Source organism: Dyadobacter endophyticus (genome assembly GCF_014641595.1).
Taxonomy (GTDB): Bacteria; Bacteroidota; Bacteroidia; order Cytophagales; family Spirosomataceae; genus Dyadobacter; species Dyadobacter endophyticus.
Genome location: NZ_BMIA01000003.1, coordinates 924,062 through 938,583, shown reverse-complemented (window position 1 = coordinate 938,583; position 14,522 = coordinate 924,062). Strand labels below are relative to the sequence as shown.

The window sequence follows — 14,522 nt, the reverse complement described above, 5'->3', positions numbered from 1 at the left end:
TTACCCATGAACTTCAAAAAATCGCTTATCCTCTTCCCCGCGGGCTGCATGCTGGCCGGTTTGATGGTCGCCTCTTATCAGCGTTCGAATCCGAGTACGATTGACGCCGCTTCGGCGGACACGCTTTACAAAGACCTCACCGATGCCCAAAAACGGTCGTCGAAGTATGCCGTAGCCGGCCTGACGACTGCCAATGGTCTGGAAGCAACCCTTTTCGCATCGGAACCGGCGATCACTAACCCGACGAACATCGATGTGGACCACCTCGGGAGGGTGTGGGTCTGCGAAGCGTATAACTATCGTCCGGCAATCAACGGGAATCCTACGAAAAATGAGGGCGACCGCATTATGGTACTGGAAGACACCAATGGTGATGGCAAGTCCGATAAATCGACGGTCTTTTATCAAGGGGCAGAAATCAATGCGCCACTGGGCGTTTGGGTGATGGGTAATAAGGTAATTGTTTCCCAAAGTCCGTATGTATGGCTCTTCACCGACGAGAACGGCGATTTGAAAGCGGATAAAAAAGAAGTCATTTTCGAAGGCATCGGCGGTGATCAGCACGATCACGGTATGCATGCATTCGTATTTGGGCCGGACGGTAAATTGTATTTCAATTTTGGAAATGAAGGTGACCATCTGCTCGACGGAAAGGGCAATCCTGTCGTGGGAAAAGATGGCAAGCCTATCGATTTCTCAAAGTTGAGACAGGGTATGGTTTTTCGCTGCGATCCTGACTTTACCAATATTGAAGTACTCGGCAACAACTTCCGGAACAATTTCGAAGTGGCGGTCGATAGCTATGGTACAATGTGGCAGTCGGACAACGACGACGATGGTAACAAGGGTGTGCGCATCAATTACGTCATGCAATACGGTAACTACGGCTATACCGACGAAATGACCGGTGCTGGCTGGCGTGCGAACCGCACCAATATGGAAGACTCGATCCCTTACCGCCACTGGCATTTGAACGACCCGGGCGTGGTGCCAAACCTGTTGCAGACCGGCTCGGGTTCACCGACTGGTATGGTCGTTTACGAGGGGAAATTGCTTCCAAAGGAATTTTGGGGACAAATGATCCATTGCGAACCGGGCCATAATGTGGTACGCTCGTATCCCGTCGAGAAAGCAGGTGCAGGTTATTCAGCCAAAATCGTAAACGTGGTAGACGGTAAGCGTGACCAGTGGTTTCGTCCATCTGACGTCTGCGTAGCGCCCGACGGCTCGCTGCTGGTTTCCGACTGGTACGATCCGGGCGTGGGTGGTCACCAGGCCGGTGACCAGGGGAAAGGCCGCATTTACCGTGTTGCACCTTTAAATACACCCTACCGCATTCAAAAAGCTGATTTTACAACGGTACCAGGTGCTGTGGAAGCATTGCAGAATCCAAACTTATCCATTCGTTACCAGGCCTGGACTGCATTAAATGGGATGGGTGTAAAAGCAGCTCCTGCACTTGAAAAGCTATTTACCAACAAAAATGCCGAGCCACGCATGCGTGCCCGGGCGCTTTGGCTGCTTAGCAAATGGCCGTTAACTGCGAAAAAAGCAGTTGATCTGGCAATTAAAGATGCTAATGCGGACATCCGTATTGCGGGCCTTCGCGCAGCTTCCGAATCGAAACACCTGGATGTGATTCCTTACATCAAAACATTGTCCAAAGACGCCGAGCCACAGGTTCGCCGCGAATGCGTGTTGCTATTGCACCATAACCCGTCGCCCGATGCCCCCGCGTTGTGGGCATCGATTGCGCAGCAGTATGATGGAAAAGACCGTTGGTACCTCGAAGCCCTCGGGATCGGCGCTGATGGGCAGTGGGATTCGTTTTTTAAAGCCTGGCTTGCCAAAGCGGGTGCAAATCCGGTAGCTACGCAGGCAGGTAAGGACATCGTATGGCGCTCGCGCGGTAAGGAATCGGTTCCGTTGCTGGCCTCGCTTGCCGGAGATCCGACAGTCGATTTGAAAAGCAGGCTTCGTTATTTCCGGGCATTCGACTTCAATTCGGCTGGTCGCGAAAAATCAATGGCATTGCTGAAACTCACGAACGGATCCGGTAAAGACCAGGACAAAGTGAATGAACTGGTCATGCGCCATCTTGATCCCGCATTTGTGAAGCAAACGCCTGAGGCGATGGCCGCGTTGAAAAAGATGCTCGACGCGACCTACGGCACACAAGCCTACCTCGAACTCGTTGCAAAATATGAGCTTTCATCTGAAAATCAGCGGCTTCTTGCGATGGCATTGGAGCAATCGGCCAGTCGCGCCGGATCGGCCGCGGCTTCGCAATTGATTAAACAAGGTGGTGCACCGCTGGTTTGGAATGTGGTGAAAGGTTCGGATAAAAGTAAGAGTGCGAACGCGCTGGCGTCGCTGAGATCCGTAGGAAGTAAGGACGCGCTCGAAATATTGAAAACCGTTGCTACTGAGGATAGTTATGCGGAGGACCTGCGTACGATCGCGGCCAAATCGTTGGGTGGAACAATGAGCGGCGAAGACCAGGTGCTGGTGTTACTGAAAGAAGGAAAACTAAACGGTGAGGCAAAAACCGCCGCGGTACAAGGCCTGAATGGTGCATGGCGAAAATCGGTCAAGCTGGAAGCTGCCAAATACCTGGATGGACCGGCCGTAGCTGCCAAAAAGCACCCTGAGGTGAAAGAACTCGTAGGTATGAAAGGTGATATCGCGAAAGGCAAGCAGGTATTTACATCCTATTGCTCGGTTTGCCACCAGGTAAACGGAGAAGGCATGGATTTCGGCCCGAAACTCTCTGAAATCGGAAGTAAGCTCCCAAAAGAGGCACAATATTCAGCCATTTTCGATCCGAGCGCGGGTATTGGTTTTGGTTACGAAGGTTTTGAGGTGACATTAAAAGACGGTACCGCCGTTTCAGGAATCATTTCAAGCAAAACTGAAACCGACCTGATTCTCAAATTTCCCGGCGGCTCGACCCAGGAATTCAAAATGTCGCAAGTTAAATCCATTAAACAACTCAAAGATTCAATGATGCCGTCGGGCTTGCAGGATGCGATGAGTACGGAGGAGTTGGTGAGTTTGGTGGATTACCTGAGTAGTTTGAAGAAGAAATAGAGATGAAAGAGGAGCCGAAGGGCTCCTCTTTTTGTTTAGCAAATGCCTGATTTTTCCTTCATAAATACTGATAGTGCATGTAATTCTTAAAGAAATTTAATCACCTTTCACTTCTGAATCAAGCCACTTCAAATCGCCGAAAGGTTACAACTTTCCAAAACTCCATTTCGTAATTCCCAAAACATAAGGTATTTTTATATCGTTTTGGAAATTATCTGCATCATCAAAAATTCGTTTTGAAACAATTCTTTATCGTGAGATCTGCGTGGTGTGCTGCGTGCCTTTTTCTTTCCCTTTCTTTTCAAGGTTTTAGTCAAGTTGTTGATTCATTGGTAGTTGTTGATCCGGATAGTGCCTATGCGGCGCTGTCGGAGACCGAGCGGCGCTTCTCGCGTAATGCAGTGGCGGGCGTACAGGCAGCGGACGGGCTGGAAGCTACGCTCTTTGCCTCGGAACCGAATGTGATCAACCCGATTAATATCGATGTCGACCATCGCGGGCGCGTGTGGGCATGCGAGTCGTACAATTACCGGCCGGCCGTGAACGGTAAATCGGAGCTCGGGCAGGGCGATCGCATTGTGATCATGGAGGATAAGGATGGTGACGGAAAGGCGGATGTTACCAAAGTATTTTACCAGGGACCGGAGCTTAATGCGCCGCTGGGTATTTGGGTAATGGGCAATAAAGCGGTGGTTTCGCAGAGCCCGTATGTTTGGCTTTTTACGGATGTTAACGGCGATGATAAGGCAGATACAAAGGAAATTCTTTTTAAAGGAATCGGCGGCACGCAGCACGATGCGGGTGTGCATTCGTTTGTGTTCGGGCCGGACGGCAAGTTTTACTTTAACTTCGGTAATGCAGGCCGGCAATTGGTCGATGGCCAGGATCGCCCGCTGCTTGACAAATACGAAAGACCAATTGATTTCAGGCAATATAAACAAGGCGTGGTGTTCCGCTGCGAGCAGGATTTTACCAAAGTCGAGGTTATGGCCGAAAACTTCCGCAATGGCTGGGAAGTGGCTGTGGATAGCTATGGTACCATGTGGCAGTCGGACCAGGAGGAACCGGGTAATGGGGCCGACAGGGTGTCGTATGTGATGGAGAATGGTAATTTTGGCTATATCGATGAAATGACCAGTGCAAGCTGGCGTCTCAACCGTACCAATCTGGAAGACGAAATTCCACGCCGCCACTGGCACCAGAATGACCCTGGCGTAGTGCCTGATTTGCTGGAAACCGGTTCCGGCTTTCCAATGGGTATGACCATCTACGAAGGAGATCTGTTGCCACGACGCTATTGGGACCAGATCTTGCTTGCCGATGCCGGGCAAGGCTACGTGAGCGCATTTCCGGTCCAAAATGAGGGTGCCGGCTATAAATCCACGGGTATTCTGCCTATTCTCGAAGGCAAGCGAGACAAATGGTTCCGGCCGACGGATGTTTGCGTCGCGCCGGACGGCTCACTTATCATTTCCGATTGGTATGACCCTGTTATAGGCTCCAACAAAATGAAAGACCGCAGCCGTGGCCGCATTTTCCGCGTCGCGCCAACCGGCACGCCTTATAAAATACCCGTTTTTGACCTTACAATTCCCGAGCAGGCGGTAAAGGCATTGCAAAGCCCGAATCTGTCGCAGCGCTACCTGGCCTGGAATGCATGTGTAAAGCACGGCTGGGCTGCCGAGCCGTTTTTGGAAGAGCTTTTCAGGCTTTATAATGGCAATCCGAAGCTTCGTGCCCGCGCATTGTGGGTATTAAATCGCATTGAAGGCTTCAACTACCGAAATCTTGATATTGGTTTCCGCGAGCTGAACCCAAACCTGCGCATTACCGCATTGCGCGCCGTGCGTCAGCGTAACAGCGACCCGACCGAATATATCAAACGCCTTACTTCCGACCGCGACCCGCAGGTGCGCCGCGAATGTGCGTTGGCCATCAACCATAACCACACCTACGAAGCCCTGGATGTGTGGTTGCAATTGGCAAAACAATACAAAGGCAACGACCGCTGGACCGTGGAAGCACTCAGCATCGGTGCTTACGACCAGTGGGAGCGCCTTTTCCCCGCGTGGCTCGAAAGAGCAGGCACAAAACCGTGGATGACCGACGCCGGCAAGGACATTATCTGGCTCGCACGTACACGCAAGGCCATTCCCTATTTAAGCGAACTGGCAGCCGACACGTCGGTGAGTTTCAAAAGCCGGCTCCGCTATTTCCGGTCTTTCGATTTTTTCCATGCGGGTTACGAGAAAACACAGGCGCTTTTGAGTGTCTTAAATGTTCCTTCGTCAGATCGCATCGAAGTAAGCAAACTGGCGCTGCTGCACTTGGATAAATCATTTGTAACAAACTCTCAACAGGGGTTGACCGCGCTGAACAAGCTCCTCGACGAAACTTACGGTACCGAGCATTACATCGATCTGATGACACGCTACGAGCTGGAATCGGAGAATGGCCGGTTGTTGAAACTTGCATTGGGCAAATCCGATGAAGTAATCGGTCGCGATGCGGGTGCATTGCTGCTGGAACAAGCCGGTATTTCTTATGTTACGCAGAAATTGGCGGGTATGAATGAGGTGAATAAATCGGCGCTGCTGGCTTCTATTCAGACGGTTGGAAGTGCCGAATCGGTGTACCTGTTACGATCGACATTGCTAGATGCAGGCGAACCCATGAGCGTCCGTAAGAATGCCGCGCGTTACCTCGGCGGAAGCTGGCCGGGAGAGGAGGCGGTCGTGAAATTGCTGAGATCCGACCAGATCAGCGGAGAAGTGAAGGAGGCCGCATTGGAAGGGGTAAAGAATGCATTCCGGGAAGAGATTAAAGCTCAATTGGCTCCCTATTTGCCTAAACCTCCCGTGGAGGAAGTGGTGACCACACCCGAAGAACAGCCGAAAAGTGGTAAAAAAGAGCGCCGCAAACGCAGAAAAAGCGAGTAGGACGAAGATTCAAGGGCGATTTTGGGGTATATTTCCGAACTGTACAGCTTTACAATCTGAAACAAATAACATCGAAACATTTATGCTCCGCAGAAATTTTGTAAAATCTACGCTTGGTTTGGCTGGTGCCGCAATCGCAGCAGGAGATGCATTTGCCACCGCCCCGATGGCCAAAAACAAGTTTAAGCTTAAATACGCTTCTCACTTCGGTATGTTCCAGAACAGCGCCGGGAAGGATGTGATCGACCAGCTTAAATTTATGGCAGACCAGGGGTTTATGGCGCTGGAAGACAACGGTATGATGGGTCGTCCTGTGGAGCAACAGGAGGCGATCGCCAAAGAAATGAGCCGCTTGGGTATGGAAATGGGCGTATTTGTAGTTGATAAAGGTGGTAACGGGGCCAATACATTAGCGGCTGGCAAAAAGGAATATATCGATATCTTCCTCAATGGCTGTAAAAAGGCTGTTGAAGTGGCAAAACGCGTGAATGCAAAATGGATGACGGTCGTTCCGGGCGATTTTGAAAGAAACCTGCCGATAGGCGTACAAACCGGCCATGTGATCGACGCATTGCGCCGGGGTGCCGAAATCCTCGAACCGCACGGGCTGGTAATGGTGCTCGAACCGCTGAGCGATTCACCGAACCTGTTCCTGAGAACTTCTGATCAGACTTACGAAATTTGCCGCGGTGTGAACAGCAAGTCCTGCAAGATCCTGTACGATATTTACCACATGCAGAAAAATGAAGGTCGCCTGATCTATAATATCGACCGGACGTGGAGCGAGATCGACTACTTCCAGATTGGGGACGAACCAGGCCGTAAAGAACCGACAACCGGCGAAATCAACTATAAAAATATCTTCAAATACATCTACGACCGCAGCAAGAAAGAAGGTAAGTCGTTCATCATGGGTATGGAACACGGCAATTCGCAGCAAGGCAAAGAAGGTGAGGAAGCGCTGATCAAGGCCTATGTGGAGAGTGACAGCTTCGCGATTTGATAACCGCTATTTGTATTTAACCTATAAAAAAACCGGAAAGCGTCGCTGCTTTCCGGTTTTTTTATTGATTCCTGATCGATTAAAGAACTACTACTGAATTTTCGGTAGCATCTACACCGGCCGGGACATATTTGTCTGCTTCCCAGTCGTTTTCCCACTTGTCACCGTCGAGTATATAGCGGAACTGATATTCTCCGGCACCCAGCTCGAGACTGGCTTTGAATGAACCGTCTTTCTGTTTTTTCAATGCGATTGCTTCTTCCGGGTTCCAGCCATTGAACTCGCCTACGAGGGCAACTTTCTTCGCTTCCGAGGCTGCCTCGGCGGGAACTGTAAACGTCACTTTGTAAACAGATTTACTTTTTACAAACTGTTTTGCTAATGCCATAACTTGTAGTGTTAATTGGTTGATGGCTCAAAGATACAATCAAAAATTATTCAAATCAATGAATATCAACATGCTAAATGTTTGTGATCTTTGAAAAGTTATATAATAACATTTCATTCGACATTTTTTAACAAAGAGCATTAACCTCATCTGAGCGTGTATCTCATCCCCAAAAACGCCCTGATGCCCTGATTTGGGGCAAAAACATACGATGGGTCGAATGTCAGCCGGTAAGGATTCTCAGGCGTTGCAATAACCTGTCCCTGCCCGTCAAATTTGACGTTCTTGTCGAACGGATCGTTCGCGCGGGCGATCGAATTGGCGGGGGGGGTGAAGTTGAGCAGATTTTTGACACCCCCGTAAATTTCCAGTCCATTGTCAAACTTTTTGGTCATCTGGATATTCTGCAAAGACCATACCGGCGAGTTCGCGGCGCGCGGATCGTCCTCGCTCAGGATCGGCAGGCGCATCGGGCCATAAATGTTTCCCGTGTAATCGATCGAGAGCCCCGCCTTTTGAATTTCGTAGGAAACCGACCAGGTACCTGTGAACTTTTCGGTGAGTACCGGCCTGAAACGCACGCCGTTTTCTTTCTGGAAATTATCCATGTAGGTACCGCCGGCGATGATTTTCAGAGGGAATGGAAAGTTGAAATCGAGGTTCATACTAATGCCTTTCGATACTGCATAACCGTCAAGATTGTCGTAAATAATTTCGTTGGGATTCGTATCGTAGTCGGGCAGGATTCGGTTTGTGAAGTAGGTATAAAACACCGAAGCGTCGATTCCGATGAACGAATTGCCCGTCACGATCTTCTTGACGAAGTTGATATTTCCATTCCAGCTTTGCTCGGGTTTCAGTGCTTCTTTCAAAATTACCTCGCGCGAGCCGGTCAATGCGGCATGATCTTCGGTAAATAGGTTCACGATTCGGAAGCCGCGGCCGATGTTTAAACGGACCACGTCTGTCTGGTTAAACTTGTATTTGTACGCAGCTCTTGGTGTAAAAATGCTCCCGTGGCGGCTGTTATAGTCGTAGCGCGCGCCCAAAAGAATAGAATGCGGCCCGCTTTTGATCTCGTCCTGGATAAATATTCCCGGTAGGTAAATCTTGTCGGCGTGGTCCTGGCCGTCGGCGTAGCGGGTAGCAGGCGTATTGTCGTTGTAGAATGTATAACGGAACGGCGTTCCCATCAAGAGGCTGTGCTTGCCGATCTCTTTGTCCCACAAAAACTGTGCAAACACGATTTTTTGGTCGGCATTGAATGGCACATGGCCGTATGCCGAATTCTGGTTGTGTGAGCTGAAAGAGTATTGCAGCGTTACCTTTTCCGGCATCGGTAGCTGGTAGTTTCCAAGTACCTCAAAACGTTTGGTATAAATACTTTCACCATAAACCTGATCGCCACCGCGGTACGATCGGTTCCATTGCATTTGGCCGCCCCAGCGGTCTTCGTAATAGTAGCGCGCAGCTATATTGGCTTGCCTGTTGTTTTTCAGGTCGAACGACCATTTGTTGAAGATCGAAATGCGGTTTTGCAGGGTCATGTCGGTAAACCCGTCTTTGTTATTGTCAATGGGGTTTTGGTAATTGAAATAGTTGATGCCCAGCAACGAACTGCTTTTTTCGCCGGGAGTGAATTTAACGCCCAGGTCCACATTGTAGTCTCGCCAGGCAGTGCTGAATGCATCGGCGGAAAACCGCGGCGCCTTAGAGGGATTTTTGGTGATAATATTGATCAAACCACCCACGGCCTCCGAACCATACAGTGTAGACGCAGGTCCTTTGACGATCTCAACGCGCTCGATCAGGCTGTTTGGAATGCCAGAAAGCCCATATACCGTGGAAAGCCCGCTCACCATCGGCATGCCGTCGATGAGGACCATTGTGTAGGGGCCTTCGAGCCCGTTAATATGGATATCGCCCGTGTTGCAGACATTGCAATTGAGCTGTGGCCGCACCCCATTTACATAACTTAATCCTTCGAATATGCTGGGGACGGGGTTTTTATAAAGGAATTTAGAGGTAATGATATCGACCGGCACAGGGCTGTCGAGCTTCGAAACTTCCTTCATTGTGCCTGTTACAACCACTTCTTCCAATGCATTGGCACCCGATTTCATTACAAAATCCTTCTTGATGTCCCGGTCAATCCGTACATTTTTTTCGGTGATCGTAGGCAGCGAAATGTAGCTCACGCGAATGGTATAGCTGCCTTTGGGAATGCCCGCCAGGCGAAAATAACCCGCAGTATCGGCGGTTGTGCCGGTCTTTAACTCATTGATATAAACCGACGCACCGAATGCCGGGTCGGCCTGTCCTTCCAGGGAGATTTTTCCGGAAAGTGAAAACTGCGCCCAGGCGGTAAATGGCAAGCAACTGAACAGTAAGAGTATGCGTAGTATCATAGTATGGTCGAATAATTAATTTACTTTCATCTTAATATAAATTTAGACAAACCTAAAAATAAAACTTGATATAAGGAAATTAAAAATTCGGTTACATGGGGTCGATTGCGAAACTATCTTCGCCATGGCATTGGTTTAGCCTTTGCGAATCCAGTTTTATAAACCAATTTAACCCACTATGCTCAAACGATTTTTGAAACCAATCAAACTGCCTGTGTCGGTGGATTGGGCGGTGCTGATCCTTCGGGTTGGCATTTCATGTCTCATGCTCATCCACGGCTATGCCAAACTGACGAATTTCCTGGGCGGCGATCATTCATTTGCTGACCCGATCGGAATAGGTGAGGAGCTTTCCTATCTGCTGACGATCTGTGCTGAGTTCGGCTGTTCTATTCTGGTGATTCTCGGGTTGGTGACCCGCGCGGCGCTTTTGCCACTTATCTTCACGATGCTCGTGGTCATATTTATCGTTCACGCGCCGGATGGGATCGATAAGCAGGAACACGGCCTTTCATTTCTGTTCGTGTACATCGCATTGCTGCTTACCGGACCAGGGCGGTTTTCGGTCGATAGCAAGTTATACCGTTAAAATTGGTTGATTAAAAAAACGAATGCCTTCCTGGTTGGGAAGGCATTCGTTTTAAATAGCTATTGCGACCACTTGGTAGGCTGGCGGTCCCAGCGGTGGGCTTTCATTTTTTCGGCCACTGCTGTATCGAGTCTCACGCCGTCGCTCACGGCTACGTTTGCGCGTACATTTTGAAGCCTCCGCATGCCCGGAATCGTCGTGTGAACGTCGGGATTGTTGAGGATGAAACGCAGCGCAAGTTCTGCCATCGTCATCCCTGCGGGAATGTCGGCGCGCAATGCTTCGGCGTGGTCCACGCTCTTATTCAGGTTTTCGGGGACGAAATAGGTAGAGCGCCAGTCGTCGGCCGGGAATGTAGTTTCCTTGGTCAACGTGCCGGTGAGCGTACCTTCGTCGAACGGCACGCGGGCGATGACGCCGATATCCAGCTTCCGGCAAAGGGGGAATAGATTATCCTCCGGTGCCTGGTCGAAAATGTTGTAAATCACCTGAACCGCGTCGATCAAGCCGGTTTCAAGCGTTTTCAAAGCGTTATTTGGCTCCCAGCGGTTGATACTGATGCCCCAGGCCCCTACTTTTCCTTCTTTCGTCAATTTTTGAATGGCTTCTTTCCATTCGTCTTCTTCTGCCCACGCATCTTCCCAAACGTGGAATTGCAGCAGGTCTATCTGCTCGGTACCCAGGTTTTGAAGGCTTTTTTCGGTGTATTCGACAATGTAGTCGGCGGGGAACACGTTTTTCAACGCAAATTCCGGGCGCGATGGCCATTGGCGGTTTTTAGGCGGTATTTTGGTAGCGGCGTACAACTTCTTATCGGGATAGCGTTTGATCAGCTCGCCCAGGATGCGCTCGCTCAGGCCTTCGCCATAGCCCCAGGCCGTATCGAAGAAATTGACACCCGATTCAACGGCCAGGTTGAGGGAGTCGTCCGTTTCCTTGCGGTCGGAGCCAGTCCAACCTGCCAGTCCCCACATGCCATAACCTACTTCGCTGATTTCCCAGCCAGTGCGTCCAAAACGACGTTTTTGCATTGTAATCTGATTTTAGTGTTTGACCAATAAAGAACTTCTCTGCATTTATTTAATATAGAACGGATACCTTTGCAAGACTTTTTTATTAGTGAGCCATTTCGCTATCGTTCTTTAAAAACAGGGTTTAAGTGAAAGAAAAGGGGTTGATTAACGCATTGTTGATGACATTTAAAAGAATTGCCGGGATTGTGTTGGTGATCTGTATGGCCGGTTTGACGAACCAGAGCGAATCTTCCGATAAAATTGCAGAATACTGCCGGACTTTCCATCAGATACAGATGGATATCCGCGATAATGTGATCTCTCCCGATTCGGCCCGTGCGGCATTCGGGGCCGTCATGCGGAACCTCAGGGCTGAATTCAGAAGAGATACCTGCAGGTCCATTGACTCCTCGTATTTCGTTTTTCCTGTAAAATCTTACTCGGCCAGAGAGTCGGTAGGGGCAAGAGGCCGCGGTTACCGGCCCGATGGTTTCGACCTTTTCGATATGAATGTCACCGGTAGCCATCCTGCCCACGATCTTTTCGTACGAGACAAAGACCAGGACGTGCTGGACGACCGTACCTGGCAGCCGATCGATGTTCTTGCGTTCACTTCCGGCCTGGTGGTAGCCACTGAAACGAGCTGGAAATACGACAGTGAGTACCGTGGCGGGAACTGGATATGGATCTACGACCCCTGCCTCGACGGTCTTTTCTATTATGCCCATAACAACATCGTGGAAGTGCAGCCAGGGCAGTGGGTCAATGCCGGGGACAAGATCTCGGAGATGGGCCGCTCGGGTTACAATGCCTACCAGAAACGGTCGCCCACACATTTGCATCTGATGTTTCTCCAACTTGACGCTGACGGGCTTCCCATGCCCGCAAATACCTACGAATGGCTGAAAGAAGCCGCCGTGAAGGACGGTTTAGGGGCTGAGTAATTGGGTTTGAAGTAGATATTCAATATATTGTACTTCACTCCATTACTATTCCTTAAACGAAATTTTATGAACAACCGCCGTTCTTTTTTCCGGAAGAGTGCTGCCCTCAGTATGGGTGCTTTCGGAATCAACAGCCTTTTCAACGAGCTCCACGCGGAGCAATTCCTCGAAGCAGAAAGCCTTTGGAAACCAGCCAGCGCAAGCAACGAGGAATACTGGTCGGTCATTCAGGATGCCTACACTGCCAGCAAAAGCGAAATCATTATCCTTAACAATGGAGGCGTTTCGCCCTCGCCGATCGTCGTGCAGGAGGCTCTGGATAAATACAACAAAGCCGCTGCGCAAGGGCCTTCCTATTATATGTGGCGGATTATGGATAAAGGTCGCGAGCCGCTCCGCCAGCGCCTGGCCAAGCTGGCGGGTACCGATGCCGAGGAAATCGCGATTAACCGCAATGCGACGGAGGCGTTGAATACCATCATTTTCGGCTTGCCGCTCGAAAAAGGCGATGAAATCATCGGCACTTTGCAGGATTATCCGAACATGGTGCAAGCCTGGAAACAGCGCCAAATGCGAGATGGCCTGGTCTACAAGCAGCTCTCCTTCGATTTTCCCATTGAAAACGACGAACAGATCGTAAAGGCTTATGCCGACGCGATCACTCCCAGAACCAAAATCATTCATGTAACCCACATTATCAACTGGGTGGGCCAAATCATGCCCGTGAAGAAGATCGCCCAAATGGCACATGCCAAAGGTATCGAGGTGGTTTGCGACGGCGCGCACACATTTGGTTTGCTTGATTATAAAATTCCCGACCTCGAATGCGACTACTTTGGCACGAGCCTGCACAAGTTCCTCAGCGCACCGGTGGGCAGCGGGATGATGTGGATCAAAAAGGATAAAATCGAGAAAATATGGCCGCTGCTTTGCAATGGCGAGCCAAAAAGCGGCAATATCCGCAAGTTTGAAACGCTTGGCACCCGTAGCTTTCCGATCGAACAGGCCATAGGCGAAGCGATTAATTTTCAGGAAGGGATCGGCAGCAAACGTAAACAGGACAGGATTCATTATCTCAAAAAATATTGGGCAGAAAAGGCCGCACAAATTCCCGGCGTGAAAATCCATACTTCACTTAAACCTGAATTCTCCTGCGCCATAGCCGGTGTAAGCATCGAAGGCATGAAACCGGAGGAGCTGGACGGCAAGCTGATGAAAGATTATCAGATCCATACGGTGGGGATAAACTGGGAAAATATCCATTGCGTACGCGTGACGCCACACGTGTACACGAAGCTGAGCGATTTGGATAAACTGGTCGGTGCCATCGAGAAAATCGCGAAAAAGGCCTGATATTCTTATTTGTTAATGTACATTGAGCATAGCTGGGTTAACTACCGGTTATGCTCAATTTTTTTGCCGTCTGTAAGTCCACAGGTTGCGATATCCACCGGAAAAACCACTGGCACGATTCATTCGTCGGGGCCGGTTTTCATGCATTACTTTTGAAAAATCCTCAACAGAAAATCAATACTATGTCACATTTACGAAAGGGATCTTTTATCAGGAAGGTAAAAGACATCAGTATGGGCGGTGCATTGGCGCTGGCATTGCTGTCCGGCACGGCGCTCGTCTCCTGTTCTTCAAATGACGATGAATCGGAGTACAGTTACGAAGAGACATCGTACGGCAAAGGTATCCGCTCCTTCATCAGGGAGGTAAGCCCGGGTGAGTTCAAGATTATCAGCGAAGAAAACGTCCCGGCCGATAGTTCCCAGGCGATCGTCTCGTACCTCGACGGCCACAAAGACACGCTGAACCCGATGGCAGCGAAGGCGCTGATCGACGAAGAAATCCGATCGAATCCCAACATGAGCCATCATAGCGGGCTTTCGAGCATGTTGCTTTACGGCGGAATAGGTTATCTGCTCGGCCGCAATTCTTCCTATTCTTACATGAACAACTACCGCGACAGAATGGGCGCCGAACGCAGCCGGTCCTTCTACGCCAACCCGGGCGCATGGGCGAGCTCGCGCAGCGCGGCGTTGGGCGTGGAAACTTCCCGTTCGGTGCGGACAGTCACAACAAGGCCCGCGGGAGGTCGCAAAGGGTTCTTCGGGAGGTCGTCCAGCCGAAGTGGCGGCTGAG

General features: G+C 50.1%; 10 protein-coding genes. 7 read left to right on the top strand and 3 right to left on the bottom strand.

The window, feature by feature from the left end:
• The first annotated feature begins 6 nt into the window (after positions 1-6).
• The 3 genes from IEY24_RS23680 to IEY24_RS23670 all read left to right on the top strand — a co-directional run bounded on the left by IEY24_RS23680 (position 7) and on the right by IEY24_RS23670 (position 7,032).
• Complete coding sequence (locus IEY24_RS23680) at positions 7-3,090, top strand: PVC-type heme-binding CxxCH protein (RefSeq protein ID WP_188936766.1); 3,084 nt, start codon at positions 7-9, stop codon at positions 3,088-3,090.
• 329 nt (positions 3,091-3,419) lie between these two features.
• Entirely contained in the window at positions 3,420-6,029 is a 2,610-nt protein-coding gene (locus IEY24_RS23675; protein WP_188936764.1) for a PVC-type heme-binding CxxCH protein, read from the top strand.
• A gap of 82 nt (positions 6,030-6,111) precedes the next feature.
• On the top strand, positions 6,112-7,032 hold the full coding sequence (locus IEY24_RS23670; RefSeq protein ID WP_188936762.1) for a hydroxypyruvate isomerase family protein: 921 nt from the start codon (positions 6,112-6,114) through the stop codon (positions 7,030-7,032).
• 79 nt (positions 7,033-7,111) lie between these two features.
• Here IEY24_RS23670 and IEY24_RS23665 read toward each other — a convergent pair whose 3' ends face one another.
• On the bottom strand, positions 7,112-7,420 hold the full coding sequence (locus IEY24_RS23665; protein WP_188936760.1) for an isoamylase early set domain-containing protein: 309 nt from the start codon (positions 7,418-7,420) through the stop codon (positions 7,112-7,114).
• A gap of 146 nt (positions 7,421-7,566) precedes the next feature.
• The gene (locus tag IEY24_RS23660; protein ID WP_188936757.1) at positions 7,567-9,828 is read right to left on the bottom strand and encodes a TonB-dependent receptor; all 2,262 of its coding nucleotides are present in this window, start codon (positions 9,826-9,828) and stop codon (positions 7,567-7,569) included.
• A 178-nt stretch (positions 9,829-10,006) separates the two neighbouring features.
• Between IEY24_RS23660 and IEY24_RS23655 the strand changes: the two genes are divergently transcribed.
• Positions 10,007-10,417 (top strand): DoxX family protein, encoded by a 411-nt coding sequence (locus IEY24_RS23655; protein WP_188936754.1) that lies wholly within the window; start codon positions 10,007-10,009, stop codon positions 10,415-10,417.
• 59 nt (positions 10,418-10,476) lie between these two features.
• Here IEY24_RS23655 and IEY24_RS23650 read toward each other — a convergent pair whose 3' ends face one another.
• Entirely contained in the window at positions 10,477-11,448 is a 972-nt protein-coding gene (locus IEY24_RS23650) for an aldo/keto reductase (protein ID WP_188936751.1), read from the bottom strand.
• 161 nt (positions 11,449-11,609) lie between these two features.
• Between IEY24_RS23650 and IEY24_RS23645 the strand changes: the two genes are divergently transcribed.
• The 3 genes from IEY24_RS23645 to IEY24_RS23635 all read left to right on the top strand — a co-directional run bounded on the left by IEY24_RS23645 (position 11,610) and on the right by IEY24_RS23635 (position 14,521).
• On the top strand, positions 11,610-12,374 hold the full coding sequence (locus IEY24_RS23645) for a M23 family metallopeptidase (protein ID WP_188936748.1): 765 nt from the start codon (positions 11,610-11,612) through the stop codon (positions 12,372-12,374).
• 66 nt (positions 12,375-12,440) lie between these two features.
• Entirely contained in the window at positions 12,441-13,727 is a 1,287-nt protein-coding gene (locus IEY24_RS23640) for an aminotransferase class V-fold PLP-dependent enzyme (RefSeq protein ID WP_188936745.1), read from the top strand.
• Positions 13,728-13,909: 182 nt separating this feature from the next.
• The gene (locus IEY24_RS23635; RefSeq protein ID WP_188936743.1) at positions 13,910-14,521 is read left to right on the top strand and encodes a Cj0371 family chemotaxis-regulating polar lipoprotein; all 612 of its coding nucleotides are present in this window, start codon (positions 13,910-13,912) and stop codon (positions 14,519-14,521) included.
• Position 14,522 lies beyond the last annotated feature (1 nt).

Excerpts from the sequence above, each read along its gene's own strand:
- IEY24_RS23670 (WP_188936762.1), top strand. The coding sequence starts at position 6,112 with ATGCTCCGCAGAAATTTTGTAAAATCTACGCTTGGTTTGGCTGGTGCC.
- IEY24_RS23645 (WP_188936748.1), top strand. The coding sequence starts at position 11,610 with ATGACATTTAAAAGAATTGCCGGGATTGTGTTGGTGATCTGTATGGCC.
- IEY24_RS23660 (WP_188936757.1), bottom strand. The coding sequence starts at position 9,828 with ATGATACTACGCATACTCTTACTGTTCAGTTGCTTGCCATTTACCGCC.
- IEY24_RS23665 (WP_188936760.1), bottom strand. The coding sequence starts at position 7,420 with ATGGCATTAGCAAAACAGTTTGTAAAAAGTAAATCTGTTTACAAAGTG.
- IEY24_RS23680 (WP_188936766.1), top strand. The coding sequence starts at position 7 with ATGAACTTCAAAAAATCGCTTATCCTCTTCCCCGCGGGCTGCATGCTG.
- IEY24_RS23655 (WP_188936754.1), top strand. The coding sequence starts at position 10,007 with ATGCTCAAACGATTTTTGAAACCAATCAAACTGCCTGTGTCGGTGGAT.
- IEY24_RS23640 (WP_188936745.1), top strand. The coding sequence starts at position 12,441 with ATGAACAACCGCCGTTCTTTTTTCCGGAAGAGTGCTGCCCTCAGTATG.
- IEY24_RS23650 (WP_188936751.1), bottom strand. The coding sequence starts at position 11,448 with ATGCAAAAACGTCGTTTTGGACGCACTGGCTGGGAAATCAGCGAAGTA.
- IEY24_RS23635 (WP_188936743.1), top strand. The coding sequence starts at position 13,910 with ATGTCACATTTACGAAAGGGATCTTTTATCAGGAAGGTAAAAGACATC.